The organism is Spongiactinospora sp. TRM90649, assembly GCF_029382225.1.
Taxonomy (GTDB): Bacteria; Actinomycetota; Actinomycetes; order Streptosporangiales; family Streptosporangiaceae; genus Spongiactinospora.
In genome coordinates this window covers 215051-236512 of record NZ_JARLTC010000011.1, presented here as the reverse complement: position 1 = coordinate 236512, position 21462 = coordinate 215051, and the positions used below count along the sequence as shown (strand labels likewise).

The window sequence follows — 21462 nt, the reverse complement described above, 5'->3', positions numbered from 1 at the left end:
GGTGCGCCGTTAACGTAACGGCACAGACACACGGAGCGGCCCTATCAGTTGGAACCTATTACACCGTTATGTGCATCCGTCTATATCGCAACATTATGGATATCTGTGGGGTACTCGGTTTCCAGAGGGGGGTGTCAGCTTTTGGGACAGCGGCCCGAGCTTCACACGCGACGGGCCGCATCCGGGCACGCCGCCCCCGAAAGCCAAGGAGATCACTGTGGACGCCGAGCACACCGGCGACGAGAGGGAGATGGAAACCGGGAAGGACGGCAAGGTCATCTCGCGGAAGACCCTGCTCAGGGCTGCCGTCATGGCCGCGCCGATTTCCCTCCTGGTCCCCCAGATTCCCGCGCTGGCCCGCAACATGGCTCCTGGCCAGCCTCTGGAGCCCACCCCCTACTGCAGCGACGGCGACCCGCCCACGCTGGCGCAGACGGAAGGCCCGTACTTCAAGCCGAACTCCCCCCAGCGCAGCACGCTGCCCGGGTCCGGCACGGCACTGGTCGTCACCGGCTACGTCTTCAACCGGGCATGTCAGCCGGTGGCCAACGCGCTGCTGGACTTCTGGCAGGCCGACAACAACGGGAACTACGACAACTACGGTTTCACCTTCCGTGGTCACCAGTTCACCAACGCGCAGGGCCAGTACCGCCTCGTGACCATCGTCCCCGGCCTGTACCCGGGACGTACGCGTCACATCCACGTCAAGGTCCAGGCCCCCGGCCGGCCGATCCTGACCACCCAGCTTTACTTCCCGGGTGAGCCGCGCAACAGCACGGACACGATCTACAACCCTCGTCTGCTGATGACGATGTCGACCAGTGGCGGTCAGCGTCAGGGCACGTACGACTTCGTGCTGAACATCGCCGGTCAGCCGACCAGCAGCCCCACCAACACCCCCACCAACAGCCCGACGGGCGGCCCGACGGGCGGCCCCACCACGTGGGCCGCGGGCACCGCGTACTCCGCGGGCGCGACGGTCACCTACAACGGCACCAGCTACCGCTGCCTGCAGAGCCACACCGCTCTGCCCGGCTGGGAGCCGCCGAACGTGCCGGCCCTGTGGGCTCGCGCGTGATCTCACGGCACTGAACGCCCGCCGCCCGCCGTCCCGCTGGGGTCACGGGTCGGCGGGCGGACGACCTTCGCAGCGCGGGTCCATCGCCGCCGGGAGCGGATCGGGCGCGAGCCACGAGATCATGCTCTGTTCTACGTACCAATGGCGCAGATGGACCCGGCTGCGGGGGACATCCCCCGGCTCGGGGCACAGCACCCGCGACACCAGCATGTCGTTCCTGACGAAACGCACCGGCCCCGCGCGTTCCAGCAGGGTCGTCATCCGGTCGTCGGCCGCGATCACGTAGCCGACCACCACCTCGTTCCCGGGGGACTTCCGCTCCGGAGTCACCTCGACCGCGCTCAGCGGCAGGATCGGGGCGCGCAGCACCACCAGGCCCGTCGCCAGCGGCAGCACGACGGCCAGCACGGCCGCCGCGCCGTGCGCGATCAGCCAGGCGGACACCTCCGGCACCGGCCCGGTGAGCAGCGGCGCCACCCCCGGCGGCACGGCCAGCAGGATCAGCGTCGAGAAGTCGCCCTCCGCCCTGGCCATGGCGATCGCCGGATAGAGGATCACGTAGACGAAGACCGCCGCCAACACCGGAACGACCACGCACACCGCGTAGACCAGCCGGGCGCGCTCGGGATGGCGGTCGCGAACCGTCAGCCCCGCCGCGGACAGCGCGAACGCCGCCAGCACCGGCAGGAACCTGAGCTGCCAGCCGAGCATCGCGAGCAGCACGGCGAGCGCGACCACCCAGTCGGGGATCCGATCCGCGCTCCTGACCAGCCAGGACGACCGCCCGGTGCTCACCCGGTACAGCGATCCCAGCACCCGTCCGGCCAGCACCACCACCGGCACCACCCAGATCATGGTGAGCAGCACCACGCTGAGCAGGCCCAAGGGGCTGACGTGCTGGACGAGCAGCAGCACCGTCTGGGTGTCCTGACGCCCCGCGTACCAAAGGCGCATCACCAGCAGCGCCACCGGGAAGGCCGGAAGCACCGCGAGCAGCCACTCCTGGTCGCGCGCCGCCGACCGGTACACCGGCCTGCGCCTGCGGGCCGGCCCAGGTTTCCCCCCGCCGCTCTCCTCGGTCATCCGCCGGGCGCCCACTCCTGGTCGAGCCGGCACTGCGGCCGGGGCAGGTCCCGCTCCCATGGCCAGCGGCGCACGTCGGGGGCCACCAGGCACGGCTGGATGTCCCCGGCTATGTCGATGCCCTGGTTGGTGGAGGCCATCGGCAGGATGTGGGTATCGTATGCCTTCTCCCAGCGACGGTCGGCGGGATCGGCCAGCGAGCGGTAGAGGGAGAGTTCCACGAGACGGCGAAGCGCCTCGTTCGTGCCGGTGTTGACGGCCCAGTGCTCGCTCTTCTCCACGCCGACGTCCCAGTGCCGCAACCGCCCCGCCGACGCCGTGACGAACCCGGCCAGGATCGCCGCGTCGGTGCTCACCGCCTCGTAGGTCCCCGCGTACAGCCCGTCGATGCACTGCTTGATCCGGTTCACCCCGGTCAGCCGGGCTCCCGCGCGCTCCAGCTCGTTCTGCGAGGTGGAGGTGCCGAGCGTGCAGACCTGCTTGTCGCGGAGCTGCTGCAGCGAGGTCACCGGCGCGTGGCCGCTCTTGGTCACCACGGACTGCTCGGTGCGCATGTACGGCGAGGAGAAGCCGACCGAGGTGTCCTTGCGCCGCTCGTCCGTCACGCTGAAGGTGGCGACGACCAGGTCCACCGACACGAAGGCGTCGTTCTTGTCCTGCGCCCGCATCCGCGCGCGGTCCTCGGTCTCGATGGACAGGAACTCCACCTGGGACTGCTGGAAGCCGAGGTCGTTGGCGATCATGTAGGCGATGTCGATGTCGAAGCCCTTGAAGGTGTCGGTCTCCTTGTCGCGCACCGCGATGCCCGGTGTGTCGTCCTTCACCCCGATCCGCAGGTTCTCCTTGTCCAGCAGCCCCGCCTGCTCGCGTAACTCGGCCTCGGTGGGCGTGCCCGTGCCCCACATGATCCCGCCGCCCGCGAGCAGGGCGGCGGTGATGGCCACCAGCCAGCCGTACAGGCGCAGCCTTCTGGCCCTGACGCGCCGCGACGGCGGAACGGTCCCGCCCAGGACGGCCGTGCCCGGCTCCCCCGGCGGAACGGCCTCCCCCTCGGCCGGTGCGGCCGGTGGTGCCGGGGGTGAAACCCCCTGTCCGGGGTCGCCTCCCGCCGTTCCCCCGGGCTTCTCGCTCTCCACCGCGCCCCCCACATCCTGTGTCTCCCGGCCCGTGTTTCCCGGCAGGCTACGCCGAGCACGCCATCCGTGACACCACTGCCAGCAGAACGGGATCAAACCTCGCAGTACTTGTGAAAGTTAGCTATCTCCGGACAGCCTGGATGATCGCGGGATGGGTGCAGGGCAGCGTCTCAGCCGTCCGTGGGCGGCATGACACCCGGTTCCTCCCGCGTCGCCCCATTCGGCCAGAGCACCCGGACCGGCATCGCCCGCCTGCGGGCCTCGGCGACCACGTCCGCCGTGCCGCCGTGCCCCCTGGCGGGCAGCCCGTCCCATACCGCGATCAGCTCGTCCGCGCGGTCCAGCATCGCCACGCTCGCCGCCATGTACGCCTCCGGCGTGGGCTGGTCGAAGGCCGGCCGCTCGACGCGCGCCGCCGCGGCCAGCAGCCGGTCGTACTCGGCCCGCACGTAGGGCGGCAGCACCTCGCGGTATCCGCGCACCGGCACGACCACCTCCAACCGGCCGCCGAGGTCCAGGACGGCCCGCGCGAACAACTGGTCCACCCCGTCCGCCAGGCAGGAAACGCCCGTGAGGGCGGCACCGGCCGCGCGGCCCGCGAGGACCTCGCGAAGCGCGCCGTCCACCAGCCGCGCGGTGGCGGGCGGAAGCCCGCGATGCCCGGTTACCGCAACGGAGATCATGAGGTCATTTCTACCGCCCTGCGGACAATGCCACCACCTCCGATGATCTCTCGTCCGGGCGGCTGCGACCGCCCGGACCAGGGACCGGACTCAGCGGTCAGGCCACGGATTCGGACTCCCCGTGTGCTCTCCCGTGTGCTCCCCCGCCTGCTCTCCGGGCGGTGGGTACTCCAGCGTGCGGCTGCCGCGAAAGGTCTGGTTGGTGATCCGGTAGCCGTGCGCGGCCTCGCTGCCGGTGTGGCCGGGACCGATGTCGAGCACGTCGGCGGTCGTCCAGCCGTCGTTGATGCGCTGCTGCACCAGGTAGCGGAACTCGTTGAAGTCCCAGGCCGAGGACACGAACGTGTTCACCACGGTGAGCCGGCTCCGGCCCGAGGTCAGTTCTGGGGGGATCATCACGGTTTGATCCACCCATCCGTAGGTGCCGCCGAGCAGGGGGCGCCACTCCCCCACGGGCACGCCGTCCACGGCGACCGAGGCGCGTTGCAGCGGCACGTTGGCGTCCAGGCGGCGGACCAGCCGCACCCCCGTGTTGGCCGGATCGATCCGGACGGTGAACCGGCTCGACCCGCCGGGGCCGAACGCGCGGCCGTCGTCGGTGGTCGTCCGCCCGAGCGACACCAGCGTCATGGCGGCGGCGACCACGACGACCGCGATCCCCGCCACGGCAGGAACCAGCAGGACCGCACACCGCCACCGGCCACCGACGGCGGACACGAGCGTCGCCGGCCGGTTCGGTTCACCGTCCGCCGGGCGCCCGGCGGGCCCCGGCCCGGCCGTCCGGGGCTGTCCCGGAACGGCCGGCATGCGCGTGAGACGCACCCGTTCCCACGCGCGTTCCCACGCCGGCAGCTCGTGTTCGGGCACCCGGCAGGCCCGCAGGAAGGCCACCATCATCGCCTTCTTCGGAAACCGCCGCCCCGCCAGCATGTCCGCGCAGCTCGACCTGGGCAGCCGGGTGCCGCCCGCCCGATCGGCCCGCGCCTGCAACTCCCGCAGCGACACGTCGGCCCGCGCGAACCGCGCGGCCAAAAGTGTCACCAGTTCCTCATGGCGGGCCACCGCCGCTACGTCGGTCTCACCCGCCCTGTCCGCCGTCCGAAGATCCCCACTGTCTCCAAGATCAGCAATCATCGTTGCTCGGATCCCGTCCTCTCATGAACCAGGCATCCGACCCTCGTCATGACCGACAGTGTATGAACCACTACCGAACGCGTCCAGACCCCGTCTCGCCGTGGCACGGTTCCGGCCGAGTTCGTCCGGGCCTCTGTTGGCCACCAGCGCCGTCCGGGTTGATTGGCGGTCGTGGCGAACGGGCCCGACGCCCGGACCGCCGCACCACGCCACACCACTGAGGTCCAGCGACCTCGGACACGGGAGGAACACCACCATGCGCGACCAGATCAAGAGCGTTTCCACGGGCACGCTCCGCCGGGGGATGATCGCCGCGTTCGGCGCGACCGCCACGCTCACCCTTGCCCTGACGGCGGGCACGGCCAGCGCCGGCGCCACCGTCGCGGCGCCGCAGCGGGCCGCCTGCCCGTCCGGGCACGTGTGCATCTACCCCGACGCCACCTCGAACGGCACCCCGCAGACCTACTTCCGCTACGGCAGCCACAACCTGAGCAACGTGTTCGGCACGCGGCTCGTCGTCAACAACCAGACCGGCGGCGCGGGCCTGCGGCTCTGCACCGCCTATGGCGGCCAGAACTGCGGCCCCCGCAAGGGCCCCGGCAGCTACCTGGAGAATCTCTCCCCGATCAACTCGATTCTCCTTGAGCCGTAACCGCCGGTGAAAGGCCCGGGCCGGACCCGATCGGGTCCGGCCCGGGCGCCGTCCGGGTCCACCGCTCGTCGTCCAGGTGCGGGATCGCGTCCGCGCCCCTGATCGTGCTCGTCCGATGGGCGATCACGATCCGGGTCTGGGCGGCCCCGCCTCGATGGCGCCGCCTCGGACGCGCCGTCCACGTCGCCAGTGGCCTCGTCGAGCCGCAGCGCCTTCGGTCAGCGGCGTGGCGAGCCGGGCCGGTCGGCGCTCAGGGCCAGTACCACTCGATCGTCGCCTTGGCCCGCCGTTCGACCATGAAGGCGGCGAAGGCCGCCCGGCCCGCCGCGGCCAGCGTCGCGTCGTCGTGCGGGGCGGGACGCCTCTCGCGCACCGCGCCGAGGAGGAACGCGTCGCCGTACGGCACGGGCCCGACCGCCGTCCCTTCGGTCGCGTGGCGCAGCGGCTCCGGCAGCTCGGCCGCCGCCCGCTCGGCCACCTGGATCGACAGCTCTCCGGCGCCGGCGGCCACCGCCAGGGCGATCGCCGCCACCGGATCGCCGTCCGCCGCCAGCTCGTCGAGCACCGGCCGGGGCCCGACCGCCCAGACCGCCGACACCCGGTCGAAGTCGGCGGCGTGGCCGGCCAGGTAGGCCGCGCCCAGCTCCGCAGCCTTGCGCTCACGGAACCGGCTCGCCCGCACCAGCGAGAACAGGTGGTTCTCATACGCCTGCCCCGTGAGGCCGACGGCCTCCAGCCAGCGCAGCATGCCCGCGCGGTCATGCAGCCCGCGCCGCCTCCGGAACTCGTCGGAGGCCCGCTGCATCTCCTCATCGGTCGGCTCCTGGTCGTCCCAGGTCTCCAGCAGGAGGAGGCAGTGTTCGATCAGGTCGTCGGGCAGGGTGCGGTGCCGTTCGCCGTAGGCGCGCATCGACAGCAGCGCCGTCTGCACGGACAGCTCCTGGCCGTTCACGCTGAGCACCTTGCCCGCCGCCCAGTGCGTGGAGTGGTCGACCGTCCACGGCACGCCGTCGTCGACCGAGGCGGTGAGCGCGACCGTGCCGCCCTCCGGATGGTCGATGAGCAGGTCGTAGTCCACCACCGGTGAGCCCGGCCGGTCGTCCACGACGAGCTGGGCGCGGCAGCCGGGATTGGCGGCCCGCCACTCGGCGGCGATCCCCCGCGCGCCCGGCACGGCGTCGCGGCGGCGCGGCAGCCCGCGCAGCATCTCGACCGCCGAGGCGAGGGTGTCGGCGTAGCCGGTCACGCGGGCACCTTCCCCGGGCGCTCACCGGCGGCCAGCCAGTCGGCCACCGCGTCGGAGATGCGCAGGTCGGTGAACTCCTCCAGCCACCCCCACTGACCGTTTGGGTTCAGCTCCAAATACACGTACTCGCCCTCCGGGGTCAGGATCACGTCGAGGCAGCCGAAGGCCAGACCCAGCGACCCGACCAGTTCGACGCAGCGCCGCCGCACGTCCTCTGGCAGGTCGTGCACGGCGTAGGTGGTGAAATTGCCTTCGTAGTGGCGGAAGTCATCGCGGGTCATCCGCGACGCCTGGGAGTGCATCTCGGCGGTGAAGACCTGGTCGCCTACCACGGTGATGCGCAGCTCCACGGCCTTGTCGATCCGGGGCTGCAGGATCACCGGGCAGTGCGCCAGCCGGTGGCGCGAGGTGAGATGCCGCCGGGTCACCGTCGTGGTGTAGAAGGCGTGTTCCTCCCCGTCGAGGTCGTACGGCACCAGCTCGACCTCTTTCGCGATGAACCGGCCCTCCGTGGCCTCCCACATGCCCGCGAGCTCCCCGGGATCGTTGGTGACGGTGGTGCGCGGCACGGTGAACCCGTATCTGGCCCCTGCGGCGAGGTTCACCAGCTTGTTCTGGGTGCGCCGCAGCGCGTTGAGACGGGCCGGGAACCAGCGGGCCGCGAACGTCTCCTCCCAGCCCTCCATGAGCATCCGCCCGATGGCCGAGACCAGGTGCTCGTAGCCCGCGCCGGCCACGCCGGCGGGCGGCCTGGGATGCTGCGGCCGGCGCACCCAGACGGCGCTGACGTCGGCGGAGTCGATCTCGGCGTCCTCGGTGACCAGCGTGTGCCGCCAGGCCCCGCCGTCCAGCCGGGAGGTGATCCGGGCGGACCCCGGGTAGTCCCCGGGATCCCACCAGTACACCTCGATGCCGCGTTCCAGCAGCTTCGGCAGGACGAGGTTCACGCCCATGTCGTCCTTGGCGCTGAGGATAAGGATCACCAGGTCTCCCAGGAGAGGGGTGGCGCCCCCGGAGCGCCACCCGGATGGATCACCGGGCTTAGGAGAAGTCCCAGCAGGTGTCCGGCTGGCCGTTGTTGATCGACGTGCAGACCCGCGGGCTCGGCGGGGTCATCGGCGGACGCCCGCCGACAACGGCGTCCAGCGCGTCGTCGGGCAGCTCGGCGTCGCCGCGCAGGTCGTCAATGCGAATGGCCATGTCACAACTCCTCAGTGATCGGGTTCGGTGCAACGGCGGCGGAGCCTCCGGGGCCGGAGTAAGGATCGGTCGATCCCCGTCCTCCCACGGAAGGATCACCGCCGCATCACCGATCATGGCCACACGATCTTGCGAAGAGCTGCGCTCCCACTTGTACCCCAGTTGCACCCACCCCTTCGAGCCCCCGCCGTTGAAGGTGCCACCGGCTATGCGGATGCCCGGAACTGGAGCAATGGTGGCCCCGTCGAAGTCCTCGGGGCCGAGATGGTCTGAGATCGCCGCAGGGATAGCCCATCGGCACTGCACCGCTCCAGTGCCGGAACCAGCCCCACAGGCCACCGCGTCCACGCCTGGGCCTGAACACGCATCGGCACCGGCCCAAGCGGGTGCGATGGCCGCCACTGGCACGCCGTACGGGCACCACCCGCCCACCGGGCCGCCAGGGTAGGCGAACGCCTGGCCCGCTCAGCCCCAATCGACCTGGCCGCCCGGCTCGGCGTCGTCGCCCGCGAGGGCGCGGCCTGACTGCTCTCGGCCGAGGAGGCGTGCCCGTCACCGTGCGGTGACCACGAGCCCTGCCGGACGGACGATCCAATGGCTTCGGAACTGGCGGGGTGGCGGGCTCAGTGCCCGCCACCCCGCGTACCGACCTGGCGGACGCTACGACAACCTCAGGGAAGTCGCCCGCGACCGCCTTTGCCGGGTTACTCGTCTACTACCGGGCTGCCCGGGAGGCAGCGGGTGGGGAGGGGGTCCGAGCCGCAGCCGGTGAGGATGCGGACGATCTGCGGGTCGTGGTCGCTGGCCCGGTCGGAGAATTCGGCGTTGATGTGCACGACGCCGTAGGAGTAACCCTTGATCGCGGGGCTGATGAGGATGTGGTCGAGGACCTGGGAGTTGCCGTCGAAGAGGTAGCTGTAGCGCTCGTCGGCGGGAAGGGTGTCGATCAGTGTCTTGAGGAGGGTGCCGTTGCCGGTGATGGTCTGAATGGCGGGGCTGAACTGGTAGTCGTTGAGGTCGCCGAGGACGACCACCCGGGCCCGGCCCGCGCTCTTGTCGGAGAGGTCCTGGACGAAGTCGCGGACCTCGGTGGCCTGTTTGAGGCGCTGGACCTCGGAGCCCCGGACCGGCGGCTGCACGGCCGCGGTCAGCGGGTAGTCGCCGCCCTTGGAGTTGAAGTGGTTGGCGATGACGAACAACTGCTTGTTGCCGTCGTAGAGGAACTCGCCGACGAGCGGCTTGCGGCTGGAGGTCCAGGCGTCGCTGGTCGGGTCGATCCGGCCGGGTGAGACCGACAGGGAGATCTGGTTGCTGGTCGGCCGCTCGCGGACGACGGAGACGGCTGTGTCGGCGTCGCCGCCGGCGCGGTCGACGAACGTCACACGCGCGGGGTTGAACAGGAACACCTGGCGGATGTTGCCGCCGGGCTCGCCACCGTCGGTGCCGTTGTTCGGGTTGATGGAGCGCCAGGCGTAGGTGGGACCGCCCGCGGCCTGGATGGCCGCGATGAACTTCGCGAGGGTCTCGTCGGCCGCCACGACGCCGTTGTTGGTCGCGCCGTTGTTGTCCTGGATCTCCTCCAGGGCGAGGATGTCGGGCTTGCCGAGGCTGGTGACGACCCCCTCCGCCAGCCGCGCGAACTTGGCGTCCGGGTTGGTGGCGGCGAGGTTCTCGACGTTGTAGGTCGCGACGGACAGGTCGCCCTGCTTCTTCGGCGGGAGCACCTTCTGGCGCTTGAGCCCGCCCTCGGTGATCGTGCCGAGCTGCGTGGCCTGCACGACGTAGCCGCCGAACGACTGGTAGTCGAGCGGTCCGGTGGTGCCGGCGGCCAGCGTGGAGCCGACGTTGGCCGCGGGCGCCCCGTTCAGCGCGACGATCATCAGCCGTCCACTGTTCGGATCGTCGTAGCCCTTGTAGACGGACCCACCGCGCGGGGTCGGGTTCTGCCCCGGCTTGAGCGTCACCCACAGCTCGGAGTACTGCGTGTTGACCGCGCTGATCAGGCGGGTGTCCTCGGCGAGGGTGACCCGCATGCCCTCGTGGATCTCAAGCCAGTCCAGCACGTACGAGGACGGCTCGATCGGCTGGGCTTCGAGGGCGCCGCTCTTGGTGAAGGCGTCGGGCAGGGCGACCGGGACGGCCGCGGGCAGCGGGTTGCCACCACTCAGCTTGATGACGTTGATCGTGCCGCCGAGCTCGGTGAGAGCCTGCGCTCCCGCGGCCGGGCGGTACTCGGTGACGCGACCGCTGACCAGGACGGAGTCACCGATGACGACCGTCGGCGACGTCGAGCCGGTGAAGACGAAGAGGCCCTCGCTGCTGAGGGGGTCGGCGTCGACGCTCGGGTCCTGGAACCAGAAACCGCGCGAGTTGCCGGTCACCCGGACGGCCGTGACGATGCCCGGGACATTCGTGACGCTCTGCCCGACGATCGGGGAGATACGGCCCGAGCCCTGGATGTCGTGGATGCGAACGCTGCCAGGCGTCGGATCGCCGGGGTCCGGCGAGTCGCCCGCGCTGACCGTCGTGCCCGCGGAGTTGGTGACCTTCGGCACGCCTGAGCTGAAGTCGGCCGAGTTGTTGTCGGTGTCGGTCAGCGACCCGGAGCGGGCGGCGGCCGTGGAGTTGGTGAGGCCGGGCGCGGCGAGCGTCTCGACGTTCGCGGTCGCGCCGTAGCCGACCAGGTCCTTGACGTTCGGAGCGGTCGAGCAGGAGATGCCGCAACCCACCAGCGGGATCTGGGCCGTGACCAGAGCGACGACACCGGAGGTGGCCGACATCGGGATCGTTCCAAGCGCGTCCGGAGTCGGCAGGGATACGCTGCCACCGGCGCCTGCGGCCTGCTGGATCAGGTACCTGCCGTGCGCGGGGATGCTCCCGGTCAGGTTGGTCATCTGGAAGACGGCACCCGCGGCCGAGGCGTACTGGACACTCCAGCCCGAGACATTGATGGGGTTGCCGGTGAGGTTGGCCAGTTCTATGTAGTCGTTCTTGAAGACCGCTCCGGAGTTGCCGCCGCCGCCGTACACGGCGGAGATGACGACGTCGGACGAGAGGGCTCGCGCGTTGCCGGGTAACGCCGCCATGGTCGCCGCGACCATCAGCGGCAGACTCGCAGCCGAGATCATTCGGCGTACTCGGGGAAGTGCCACAGGCGTTTGCTCCTAGATCGATAGGGGTCTACCCAGGAGCATGGTGCTACAGAGGATCGCTCAAAAAGTAGCGTTATCGCCTATTTGCCGAATTGACGGAAATGTTCATTGAGTCTTTCCATGAAGTGTCAGCGCGATCTTGCTGGGGAAAACGCCTTCCCGACCTACCGGCAGCGTTTATATGGAGGCTGACCAGCACCGATAGAACGTCGGCGAGCGAGAAGAGGTTGACGCGCCACCTCAGCGGCCCACGAAGCCGACACCCACCGGAGGGGCCCCGGATGTCCATCCCATGCCACGGGGCATCCGTCGCCGGGGCGGGTTCGGCGAGGCAGATCTCGTACCCCCACTGAACCTCAGCCGCGAAGATCGCGAGGAGTCGCCAGACTCGCCATGAGAGGTAGCCGCCGGTCCCCGAGGGCACCGGCCCATGCGGGCGGAACGACCCAAGTGGGAGGCCACTTCACCTGCGGGAACGCGTCAGCCGGAACGGCCAGCCGGAGTGAAGCCCGCTGACGGCCAGGGGCCGGTCTCCAACTCGTCGCCGTATCCAGGCGATTCACCGGCGGGGACAGCGTCGGGCGAAGCCCGACCCCAGAAGATCGTCCGAGCGCAGCGAGGCCGATTTGGGCACGCGACGGCGTGCCCCGGCCACCGGCCACCGGCAGTCAGGCGAACCCGGCCTAAGGAACCTCGTTCGAGCATGGCGACGGCAATGGGCGCGCGCCAACCCGCCTCGGCCACCGGCCACCGGCGCGTCGGGCGACAGCGCAACCCTGCCCCGGCCCGTGCGCTGGTCTCCCCAAGCCCGAGGCGGTGTGCGGCACTCGGCGATGTACGCCGTGTCAGCCGGTGCCGATACGGCGAGTCGGGGACGCGCCTGAGAAGCGCCGGGCACCGGGGAGAGGTGGAAACGGCGGTCGGACGGCACCGGGCTCGCCGTACGACGAAGAGCCCGGTACCGGGAGCACAGGCAACACAGGCAACACAGGCAACGGGGGTTAGTCGAAGAAACCGAGGCGGCGGAGTTGTTTCGGGTCTCGTTGCCAGTCTTTGGCGATCTTGATGTGGAGGTCGAGGTAGACGCGGGTGCCGAGGAGGGCCTCGATCTGTTTGCGGGCGCGGGTGCCCACGTCCTTCAGGCGTTCGCCGCGGTGGCCGATGACGATCGCCTTCTGGGACGGGCGTTCGACGTACATCTCCGCGTAGACGTCGAGCAGGTCGTCTCGCCCCTCCCTGGGGCGCATCTCCTCGACGACCACGGCGATGGAGTGCGGCAGTTCGTCGCGCACGCCTTCGAGGGCGGCCTCGCGGATCAGTTCGGCGACGAGGACCTGTTCGGGCTCGTCGGTCAGCTCGCCTCCCGCGTACAGGGGCGGGCCCTCGGGGAGGTGGGAGACGAGGACGTCGGCGAGGGTGTCGAGCTGTTCGCCGGAGACCGCCGAAACCGGGACGATGTCAGCGAACTCCGCGAGTGCCGAAACAGCCAGGAGCTGCTTGGCGACCTGTTCGCGGGAGGCGAGGTCGCATTTGGTCACGACGGCGATCACCGGGGTCTTCTTGACGGCGGCCAGTTTGTCGGCGATGAACCGGTCGCCCTTGCCGATGGGGTCGGTGGCCGGGACGCAGAAGCCGATCAGGTCGACCTCGGTGAGCGTGGACAGGACCAAGCTGTCCAGGCGTTCGCCGAGCAGGGTGCGGGGGCGGTGCAGGCCGGGGGTGTCGACGATGACGAGCTGGGCGTCGGGGCGGTGCACGATGCCCCGGATCACCCGGCGGGTGGTCTGCGGCTTGGCCGAGGTGATCGCGACCTTGGTGCCCACCAGCGCGTTCATCAGTGTGGACTTGCCGACGTTGGGACGCCCGACGAAGCAGGCGAAGCCGGAGCGGAACTCCGGTGCGGGCCCGGTCATCGCAGTTCGCCGTCGGGGCCGGCGATGAGCAGGGTGGCGGCGGCGCCGAGGTCGGCGACCGCCGCGCGGTCGGCGTCGCTGGGGCCATCGCCGGCGCTCACCAGGGCGGCGGCCTCCAGGGCGGTGGCGCCGCTGGAGACGGCCATGGCCACGGCGACCTGCAGGGCCGACAGGGTCAGCGAGGGGAGCGCCACGCTGGTGGCGGAGTAGGTGCGTCCGGTCTCGTCGCGTACGGCGGCGCCCTGCGCGGCGCCGGTGCGAGCACGGGCGGCACGGGCCAGCGTAATGATCTTGGAGTCCTCGGGGTCGAGCGTCGCCTCAGTCACGGGTCTAGGTTACTCAGGCTCGCCGGTCATCCTGGCCGTCACCGCTCGCGCCAGACCCTCGGTGCGAGTGGCGTCGGCGGTTCCCATGGCGGCGTGGACGACCGAGATCAGCGTCCGCCCGGACTGGACGAAGACCAGATGCATGTCGTAGGGGTATCCGTTCAGTCTGCCGTGCAGGCGGGTGCCGGCGGTGCCGTCGCCCAACTCCAGTTCGCCGATGGTGAGCGGCAGGTCGGCGGGGACGAGCAGGGTGGCGTCGCCGGGGTTGCGGCGGACGGCCCCCGTGCAGCCGTCGAGCGCCTCCCCCAGCGCGTCGAAGCTCTCGGCGGCGTCGGCGGTGAAGCTGGCCACGCTGGCGCCCCCCAGTTCGCCGACGCGCTCGCCGTAGAAGGTGGCCTCGGCGTGGGTGCGCAGTTCCTTGGCCCGCGGCGGACGCCCCGCGACGGCTTCCAGGACCGTGCGGCAGTTCGCGTCGGCGGCCCGGAACGGCGGGCTCCATCCCTCACGCGGACGCGGCGAGAATCCCTCTGGGAGGTCGGGGAGGTCGCGCAGCAGGTCGCGGATCCGGGCCTGTTCCCGCGCCGCCGACACATCGGCGTAGATCGCCGTCTCGGTGCCGCAGCCGGCCAGCGGCACGCACACGAGCGCGGCGACGGCCACCGTTACCGTGCGGGACGGCGGCCCGGCGGCGTTCCACCAGTTCACGCACCTGCTGAAGCAGCACTTGACGAACACGATGACCCCCCCGGATTCCCCGCCGGGTGTCCTTCCCCGGCGACGAAGTCGGCAATCGCCGCCCCTCACCAGGTAGCCTGGGATTTCCGTCAATCGTGCCCAAGACAGCACTAAAGGGTGTTCTCGCCCGCACCGTCGCGGGCGAGAACACCCTTCACGTTGAGCCGCGTCACGGCCGCCGGCGGCCGCGACGCGTCCCTGACCCCCCGGAATCCTGCCGCCGCGAACCCCTTCCGACGGATCCGGATCCCCATGTCACCCGCCTTGGCGGGCGTCGCACCATCAGGATGGCGGACCCTGCTTGCAGAACGCTTGAAAGAGACTTGCCACGCCCGCCGCCCCGCCGGGGACCGGCCGGTTCAGTCCTTCTCGGCGCCCGCTCCGACCCGGTCGGGCCGCGACGGGCTGACCCTGCGGACCACCACCGTACTGATCCGGTTGCGCCGCCCGGCCAGGCTCTCGGCGGTCAGCAGCAGCCCGGCGACCTCGGCCTCGGAACCGGCGATCGGGACCCGGCCGAGGGCGTGGGCCAGCAGTCCGCCCACGGTCTCCACGTCGTCCACGTCGATCTCGCAGCCGAACAGCTCGCCGAGGTCGCTCACCGGCAGGCGCGCGGTCACCCGCACGGAGCCGTCTGGCAGCGACTCGACGCGCGGCGCCTCCTGGTCGTACTCGTCGGTGATCTCCCCGACGATCTCCTCAAGAACGTCCTCGATGGTGACCAGGCCGGCCGTGCCGCCGTACTCGTCGATGACGATGGCCAGGTGGATCTGCCTGGCCTGCATCTCGCGCATCAGCTCGTCGATCGGCTTGCTCTCCGGCACGTAGGTCGCCGAGCGCATCAGCGCGTCGATCCGCTGCCTGCCGCCCTCCTCGCCCGCCTCGTGGACGCGGCGCACGATGTCCTTGAGGTAGGCGATGCCGATCACGTCGTCCTCGTTCTCGCCCACCACGGGGATGCGCGAGAAGCCGCTGCGCAGGGCCAGGGAGAGCGCCTGGTCGAGCGTCTTGCCGCGCTCGATGAAGACCATGTCGGTGCGCGGCACCATGACCTCGCGGACCAGTGTGTCGCCCAGCTCGAAGACCGAGTGGATCATCTGGCGCTCGTCGGGCTCGATGACCCGCCGCTCCTCGGCCAGGTCCACCAGGTCGCGCAGCTCGGCCTCGGAGGTGAACGGGCCCTCGCGGAACCCCTTGCCGGGCGTGAGCGCGTTGCCGAGCAGGATGAGCAACTGCGGCAGCGGGCCGAAGATGCGGGTCAGGCCGTAGACGAGGGGCGCGGAGGCCAGCGCGATGGGCTCGGCGTGCTGACGGCCGAGGGTTCGCGGCGACACACCGACGATCACATAGCTGACCAGGATCATGCTGGCCGCGGCGGCCGCGTAGGCGGCGCCCTTGTCACCGATCAGGTCGATGAACAGCAGCGTGGCGATCACCGTCGAACCCAGCTCGCAGCTCAGCCGCAGCAGGAGCAGCAGGTTGAGGTAGCGTGGCGGGTCGGCGACGATCGCCCGCAGGCGTTCGGCGCCCCGCCGGGAGTCGCGGACGAACTCGTCCGCGCGCACGCGTGAGATCCGCGCCAGCGCGGTCTCCGCACTGGCGATCAGGCCGCCGATGACGACGAGCACGGCGGCCGACAACAGCCACACGTTGGCGGAACTCACCGTTCCGGCCGCACCTCCCGCCACGATTTGAGGAGCTCATCCTGTAAGCCGAACATCTCGGCGTGCTCCTCCGGCTCGGCGTGGTCGTAACCGAGCAGGTGCAGGATGCCGTGCGTGCACAGCAGTTCCAGCTCCTCCTTCATGCCGTGCCCGGCCTCGGCCGCCTGCTTGGCGGCCACCTGCGGGCACAGCACCACGTCTCCGAGCAGGGCCGGGTCGGTTCCGGCGTCGTCGTCTCGACGCCCGCCGCCGGAGCCCGGACGCAGCTCGTCCATCGGGAACGCCAGCACGTCGGTCGGGCCCGGTTCCCCCATCCACCGCTCGTGGAGCTCGGTCATGGCCGCCTCATCGACGACGACGAGGGACAGCTCCGCGAGGGGGTGGATGCCCATCTTCGCCAGCACGTGCCCGGCCAGATCGACGAGCGTGGACTCGTCGATCTCGACGCCCGACTCGTTGGCCACCTCGATGCTCATCATCGCCCCCGGGGCGGACGCTTGCCGCCCTTGATCGATGTGGGTTCGTCGCGGCGCACGAGGGCGTCGTAACGTCCGTAGGCGTCGACGATGTCGCTCACCAGCCGGTGACGCACCACGTCGGTGCTGGTCAGCGTGCTGAAGTGAATGTCGGCGATGCCGTCCAGGATGTCTCTCACGACCTTCAGGCCGCTTTCGGTGTTGCCCGGCAGGTCGATCTGGGTGACGTCGCCGGTCACGACGATCTTGGAGCCGAACCCGAGCCGCGTCAGGAACATCTTCATCTGCTCGGGCGAGGTGTTCTGCGCCTCGTCCAGGATGATGAAGGCGTCGTTCAGCGTACGGCCGCGCATGTAGGCGAGCGGCGCGACCTCGATCGTGCCCGCCGCCATCAGGCGCGGGATCGAGTCGGGGTCGACCATGTCGTGCAGCGCGTCGTACAGTGGGCGCAGGTACGGATCGATCTTCTCGTAGAGCGTGCCCGGCAGGAATCCGAGCCGCTCTCCGGCCTCGACCGCGGGGCGGGTGAGGATGATCCGGTTGACGTCCTTGTTCTGCAGCGCCTTCACGGCCTTGGCCATCGCCAGGTAGGTCTTGCCGGTACCGGCGGGGCCGATGCCGAACACGATCGTGTGCTTGTCGATCGCGTCGACGTAGCGCTTCTGGTTGACGGTCTTGGGCCGGATGGTGCGCCCGCGCGAGGACAGGATGTCCAGCGAGAGCACCTCGGCAGGGCGGTCGGAACTCATCCGCAGCATCGCGATGCTGCGCTCCACGGCGTCGACCGTGAGCGGCATGCCACCGCGCAACAACTCGATCAGCTCCTCGAACAGGCGCACGACCGCGCCGCTCTCCTCGGGGCTGCCGGTGATGGTTATCTCGTTGCCGCGGACATGGATGTCGGCGCGGAACGCGCCTTCGATGACCTTCAGCAGTTCGTCCCGCGATCCCAGGAGTCCGACCATCGCATAGTCGTCGGGGATGACCACCTTGGCCTGGGTCTTGGCCACGGTCGATGCGGGGCTCTTCGATGGTGATTCGTTCAGCTCGGACATGGGCAGGCCTCGCGGCCTGATCGCCTCCCGGTTCGGACACGGTTCTCTCACGTAATGGTAGCCCGGAAGGCCCCCCTCGCGCTCAGCCGTTTACGGCCGCCGCCGCGTGCGGCGATGCGGGGCCGCGATGGCCGGACGGCACGTCGCTAGGTATACCGATACCGCCGCCCCGGACGGCGCGGCCTCAGCCCGGCGGCCAGCCGAGGTCACGCCCGCCGAGCACGTGCCCGTGGACGTGGAACACGGTCTGGCCGGCGGCGGGCCCCGTGTTGAACACCACCCGGTAGCCGCTCTCGGCCACGCCCTCCTGGACGGCGATCGAGCGGGCCGCCTTGAGGATCTCGTCGGCCAGGCCGTCGTCGGCGTCGGCCACGGCCCCCGCGTCGGCGTAGTGACCCTTGGAGATCACCAGGACGTGCGTCGGAGCCTGGGGGTTTATGTCGCGAAAGGCCAGGGTGCGCGCGGTCTCATGGACGATCTCCGCCGGGATCTCCTTGGCCACGATCTTGCAGAACAGGCAGTCCGTCTCCACGGAGCCATACCTTAGCGGTAGGCGCCGTTGCCAATCGGTAATCAGTCACGGGCTGCGAGCAAAGATCCACCCAGATATGGTGTCTGTGCGACACTTCAACGTAAGTACACCACTCGGGCGAGGCCACCGGCGAGGACACGACTGGGTCATGCCCCCCAATGAACCGGATGAGCGTAGTAAACCCTCCGCGAAACCTACGCGTCCTACTGATGTGACCACCGAGACCCTCGTGGCCGACAGGTCGCTCGGGGCGGTGCCCGTCGGGTGGGACGCCGACATGGCCGTGACCGCGCTTTACAGCGCGCACTATCGGTCATTAGTGCGTCTCGCCGTGTTGCTGGTCCGCGACAACGCCACTGCGGAGGAAGTGGTTCAAGACGCCTTCGTCGCCCTCCATGGCGCTTGGCGCAGACTTCGCGACACTGACAAGGCACTCGCCTACCTGCGACAATCGGTCGTCAACAGATCGCGATCCGTGCTGCGCCATCGCGCGGTCGTGGAGAAGTACGCCCCCAAGGGGCTGCCCGACGCGCCCAGCGCGGAGAACGGCGCCATCGGCGAGCTGGAGCGGACAGCGGTCATCGAGGCCCTGAGAAGTCTCCCGACCCGCCAGCGAGAGGCCCTGGTTCTACGGTATTACGGTGACCTGTCCGAGGCTGAGATCGCGAACGCGATGGGCATCAGCAAGGGCGCGGTGAAGAGCCACACGGCCCGCGGCATGGCCGCCTTACGTACCGTCCTGGAGCAACTGTCATGACCGAGTCCCCCGACGAGTACGACGATCTCTTTCGTCGTGTGCTTCGCGCGGAGGCGGACGAGGTCGTTCCCTCCCCCGACGGTCTGGAGATCATCCGGGCCCGGATCGAGCAGAAGCGCGGCCAAGGGCTGTTCTGGTGGCGTGCCGCCGCCTCGGTGGCCGGCGCGGTGCTGGTCGCCGCGACGGTGATCATCGCGGTGCCCCAGTTCCGCGGCGACGACCAGAGCCCGGTCGGCCTGGTCGGTCAGAACACCGCCGCGCCGGAGATCGACGCCACCTCGCGCGGGCCGAACGCCCCGCCGCAGGCGACGAGCGTGCCGCCGGCCCCGCCGGCGGTCTCCAAGGCCGCGCCGTCCACCCCTGACGCCAAGAAGACCACGGAGAGGACCAAGCAGGCGTCGCCGACGCCGTCGGACAAGGGCCCGTGCCCCACGCCGACGGCCGACCAGTCGATCGAGCCGAGTTCGGTCGAGCCGGAGCCCAGGTCGCAGACCGAGCAGACCGAGCCGTCCGGCAAGGCGCGCGAGTGCCCCTCCGGCACCGGGCCTAAGCCCACGGCGAAGCCGTCGCCGAGCGAGAGCTCGATCCCGCCGGGGTCGGGCGAGCCCTGCCCGGTCGAGGAGTGCCCGCCGTCCGACCCGTCGCCCACCGAGGTGGGCGTGCCCAGCCCGCTGAACAGCGGGCCGGGCACCAACACGCCCGCTACCTGAACGACCCGAACGGCATGGAGGGCCCGAGGGGCGCTCTCACCAGCGGCCGGTGCGCGTCTGAAGCACGGCCGCCGCGGCCACGCCCGCCGTGGAGGTGCGCAGCACCGTCGGGCCGAGCAGCGCGGGCAGCGCCCCCGCCGCGCGGAACGCGGCGATCTCCTCTTCGCTGATCCCGCCCTCCGGGCCGACCACGACCACGATGTCTCCCGTGTCGGGCGGTCTCATCCCGGACAGCGGCTCGGCCGCCTCCTCGTGCAGCACCACCGCCATCGCCGCGCCGGTCAGCAGCGCGGCCACCCCGGACGTCTCCGTCAGCGCGGTGACCTCGGGCAGCCGGAAGCGTCTCGACTGCTTGCCCGCCTCCCGCGCGGTGCCGCGCCAGCGGGCCAGGGACTTGTCCGCGCGGTCGCCCTTCCAGCGGGTGACGCACCGCGCCGCCGCCCACGGCACGATGACGTCGACACCGGCCTCGGTCATCATCTCGACCGCCAGCTCGCCGCGGTCGCCCTTGGGCAGGCCCTGCACGACCACCAGGCGCGGTTCGGGCGCGGGCACCTCGTAGCGCCGCAGCACGCCGAGGCGCAGCGCGTCCTTGCGGACATCGGCGACCACGCACTCGGCGACCCCGCCCCGGCCATCGGTGAGGTCCACGCGCTCACCGGCGCGCAGACGCCGCACGGTGGCCGCGTGGCGGCCCTCCTGGCCGCCGAGGTCGATGGGGTCGCCCGCGAGGAGTTCGCCGGGCACGATGAAGACGGGAGCCGTCACCGGGCGCTCAGCGGCCGTTGAAGGCGTCTCGCAGCCGCGAGAAGAAGCCCTGCTGCCCCGGGGCGAACTTGCCCGGGGGACGCTCCTCGCCGCGCAGCCTGGCCAGCTCGCGCATCAGGTCTTCCTGCTCGGGGTCGAGGCGGGCGGGCGTCTCGACGTTGAAGTGGATCAGCAGGTCGCCCCGGCCGGTCTCGTTGAGCCGCTGGACGCCCTTGCCGTAAAGGGGGATGACCTGGCCGGACTGCGTGCCGGGCCGGACGTCGAGCTCCTCCTTGCCGTCGAGGGTCTCGACGGTGAGGACGGTGCCCAGCGACGCCGCGGTCATCGGGATCGACACCGTGCAGTGCAGGTCGTCGCCGCGCCGCTCGAATATCTCGTGCGGCTTCTCGACGATCTCCAGGAAGAGGTCGCCGGGCGGGCCGCCGCCGGGGCCGACCTCGCCCTCGCCGGCGAGCTGGATGTGCGTGCCGTCCTCGACGCCCGCCGGGATGCGGACCTTGATCGTACGGCGGGTGCGGACCCGCCCGTCGCCCGAGCACTCCTGGCAGGGGTGCCGGATGATCGTGCCGTACCCCCCGCACTGCGGGCACGGCCGCGAGGTCATGACCTGGCCCAGGAAGGAGCGGGTGACCTGGGACACCTCGCCACGCCCCTGGCACATGTCGCAGGTGTCGGGGTGGGTGCCCGCCGACGCCCCGGACCCCTGGCACACCTCGCAGAGGATGGCCGTGTCGACCATCAGCTCCCGCGTGGTGCCGAAACACGCCTCGCGCAGGTCGAGCTCCACGCGGATGGTGGCGTTGCGCCCGCGCCGGGCCCGCGAGCGCGGCGCTCGCGCGCCGCCGGCGGAACCGAAGAAGGCGTCCATGATGTCGCTGAACGGGAACCCGGCACCGAAGCCCCCCGCCCCCGCCCCGGCGCCCGCGTAGGGGTCGGCCCCGAGGTCGTACATCTGGCGCTTGCCCGGGTCGGACAGCACCTCGTACGCCTGGGTGACCTCCTTGAAACGCTCCTGGGTGGCCGGGTCGGGATTCACGTCGGGGTGCAGCTCGCGCGCCAGCCTGCGGTAGGCCTTCTTGATCTCTTCCGCGCTGGCGTCACGGCGAACCCCGAGGGTGCCGTAGTAGTCGCTCTTAGCCACTTATCGAACCTCTTCGGCCTC

Annotated in this window: 21 protein-coding genes; 4 read left to right on the top strand and 17 right to left on the bottom strand. The window is 70.6% G+C overall.

Going from position 1 to position 21462, the window contains the following annotated elements; genetic code table 11:
* The first annotated feature begins 217 nt into the window (after positions 1 to 217).
* Positions 218 to 1078, top strand: a complete 861-nt coding sequence (locus P3X83_RS16120) for a carbohydrate-binding protein (RefSeq protein ID WP_277305875.1) — start codon at positions 218 to 220, stop codon at positions 1076 to 1078.
* A gap of 42 nt (positions 1079 to 1120) precedes the next feature.
* Here the strand turns inward: P3X83_RS16120 and P3X83_RS16115 are convergent, their stop codons facing one another.
* The 4 genes from P3X83_RS16115 to P3X83_RS16100 form a co-directional block, all read right to left on the bottom strand.
* Positions 1121 to 2161 (bottom strand): hypothetical protein, encoded by a 1041-nt coding sequence (locus tag P3X83_RS16115; RefSeq protein ID WP_277305874.1) that lies wholly within the window; start codon positions 2159 to 2161, stop codon positions 1121 to 1123.
* Positions 2158 to 3297, bottom strand: coding sequence for a transporter substrate-binding domain-containing protein (locus P3X83_RS16110; protein WP_277305873.1), 1140 nt, complete (start codon positions 3295 to 3297; stop codon positions 2158 to 2160). The genes P3X83_RS16115 and P3X83_RS16110 overlap by 4 nt, the downstream gene beginning before the upstream one ends.
* 170 nt (positions 3298 to 3467) lie before the next feature.
* Positions 3468 to 3980: a hypothetical protein gene (locus P3X83_RS16105; RefSeq protein ID WP_277305872.1), complete on the bottom strand. Its 513-nt coding sequence runs from the start codon at positions 3978 to 3980 to the stop codon at positions 3468 to 3470.
* Positions 3981 to 4070: 90 nt separating this feature from the next.
* Positions 4071 to 5021, bottom strand: coding sequence for a hypothetical protein (locus P3X83_RS16100; RefSeq protein ID WP_277305871.1), 951 nt, complete (start codon positions 5019 to 5021; stop codon positions 4071 to 4073).
* A 349-nt stretch (positions 5022 to 5370) separates the two neighbouring features.
* Between P3X83_RS16100 and P3X83_RS16095 the strand changes: the two genes are divergently transcribed.
* Positions 5371 to 5766, top strand: a complete 396-nt coding sequence (locus P3X83_RS16095; RefSeq protein ID WP_277305870.1) for a hypothetical protein — start codon at positions 5371 to 5373, stop codon at positions 5764 to 5766.
* Between the two features lie 250 nt (positions 5767 to 6016).
* Here the strand turns inward: P3X83_RS16095 and P3X83_RS16090 are convergent, their stop codons facing one another.
* The 11 genes from P3X83_RS16090 to P3X83_RS16040 all read right to left on the bottom strand — a co-directional run bounded on the left by P3X83_RS16090 (position 6017) and on the right by P3X83_RS16040 (position 18065).
* Positions 6017 to 7012 carry a TIGR04500 family putative peptide maturation system protein gene (locus P3X83_RS16090; protein WP_277305869.1) on the bottom strand — a complete coding sequence of 332 codons (996 nt, stop codon included), beginning with the start codon at positions 7010 to 7012 and terminating at the stop codon, positions 6017 to 6019.
* On the bottom strand, positions 7009 to 7995 hold the full coding sequence (locus P3X83_RS16085; protein ID WP_277305868.1) for an MvdC/MvdD family ATP grasp protein: 987 nt from the start codon (positions 7993 to 7995) through the stop codon (positions 7009 to 7011). The genes P3X83_RS16090 and P3X83_RS16085 overlap by 4 nt, the downstream gene beginning before the upstream one ends.
* A gap of 58 nt (positions 7996 to 8053) precedes the next feature.
* Positions 8054 to 8212, bottom strand: a complete 159-nt coding sequence (locus tag P3X83_RS16080; protein ID WP_277305867.1) for a hypothetical protein — start codon at positions 8210 to 8212, stop codon at positions 8054 to 8056.
* A gap of 704 nt (positions 8213 to 8916) precedes the next feature.
* Complete coding sequence (locus P3X83_RS16075) at positions 8917 to 11340, bottom strand: lamin tail domain-containing protein (RefSeq protein WP_277305866.1); 2424 nt, start codon at positions 11338 to 11340, stop codon at positions 8917 to 8919.
* A gap of 1025 nt (positions 11341 to 12365) precedes the next feature.
* Positions 12366 to 13277, bottom strand: a complete 912-nt coding sequence (era, locus tag P3X83_RS16070) for a GTPase Era (RefSeq protein WP_277305865.1) — start codon at positions 13275 to 13277, stop codon at positions 12366 to 12368.
* On the bottom strand, positions 13274 to 13603 hold the full coding sequence (locus P3X83_RS16065; protein ID WP_277305864.1) for a cytidine deaminase: 330 nt from the start codon (positions 13601 to 13603) through the stop codon (positions 13274 to 13276). The genes era and P3X83_RS16065 overlap by 4 nt, the downstream gene beginning before the upstream one ends.
* 9 nt (positions 13604 to 13612) lie before the next feature.
* On the bottom strand, positions 13613 to 14338 hold the full coding sequence (locus P3X83_RS16060; protein WP_277305863.1) for a hypothetical protein: 726 nt from the start codon (positions 14336 to 14338) through the stop codon (positions 13613 to 13615).
* Between the two features lie 359 nt (positions 14339 to 14697).
* Positions 14698 to 16002 carry a hemolysin family protein gene (locus P3X83_RS16055; RefSeq protein ID WP_277305862.1) on the bottom strand — a complete coding sequence of 435 codons (1305 nt, stop codon included), beginning with the start codon at positions 16000 to 16002 and terminating at the stop codon, positions 14698 to 14700.
* On the bottom strand, positions 15999 to 16478 hold the full coding sequence (ybeY, locus tag P3X83_RS16050) for an rRNA maturation RNase YbeY (protein ID WP_277305861.1): 480 nt from the start codon (positions 16476 to 16478) through the stop codon (positions 15999 to 16001). The genes P3X83_RS16055 and ybeY overlap by 4 nt, the downstream gene beginning before the upstream one ends.
* Positions 16478 to 17533 (bottom strand): PhoH family protein, encoded by a 1056-nt coding sequence (locus P3X83_RS16045; protein WP_277305860.1) that lies wholly within the window; start codon positions 17531 to 17533, stop codon positions 16478 to 16480. The genes ybeY and P3X83_RS16045 overlap by 1 nt, the downstream gene beginning before the upstream one ends.
* Before the next feature lie 184 nt (positions 17534 to 17717).
* Positions 17718 to 18065: a histidine triad nucleotide-binding protein gene (locus tag P3X83_RS16040; RefSeq protein ID WP_277305859.1), complete on the bottom strand. Its 348-nt coding sequence runs from the start codon at positions 18063 to 18065 to the stop codon at positions 17718 to 17720.
* 277 nt (positions 18066 to 18342) lie between these two features.
* On the opposite strand from P3X83_RS16040, the gene P3X83_RS16035 reads away from it, so the two are divergent.
* Both P3X83_RS16035 and P3X83_RS16030 read left to right on the top strand, forming a co-directional pair.
* The gene (locus P3X83_RS16035; RefSeq protein WP_111170496.1) at positions 18343 to 18822 is read left to right on the top strand and encodes a SigE family RNA polymerase sigma factor; all 480 of its coding nucleotides are present in this window, start codon (positions 18343 to 18345) and stop codon (positions 18820 to 18822) included.
* On the top strand, positions 18819 to 19532 hold the full coding sequence (locus P3X83_RS16030; protein ID WP_277305858.1) for a hypothetical protein: 714 nt from the start codon (positions 18819 to 18821) through the stop codon (positions 19530 to 19532). The genes P3X83_RS16035 and P3X83_RS16030 overlap by 4 nt, the downstream gene beginning before the upstream one ends.
* Before the next feature lie 36 nt (positions 19533 to 19568).
* On the opposite strand, the gene P3X83_RS16025 is transcribed toward P3X83_RS16030, so the two are convergent.
* Both P3X83_RS16025 and dnaJ read right to left on the bottom strand, forming a co-directional pair.
* Positions 19569 to 20300 (bottom strand): 16S rRNA (uracil(1498)-N(3))-methyltransferase, encoded by a 732-nt coding sequence (locus P3X83_RS16025; protein WP_277305857.1) that lies wholly within the window; start codon positions 20298 to 20300, stop codon positions 19569 to 19571.
* A 7-nt stretch (positions 20301 to 20307) separates the two neighbouring features.
* Positions 20308 to 21441, bottom strand: coding sequence for a molecular chaperone DnaJ (gene dnaJ, locus P3X83_RS16020; protein ID WP_277305856.1), 1134 nt, complete (start codon positions 21439 to 21441; stop codon positions 20308 to 20310).
* Between the last annotated feature and the right edge of the window lie 21 nt (positions 21442 to 21462).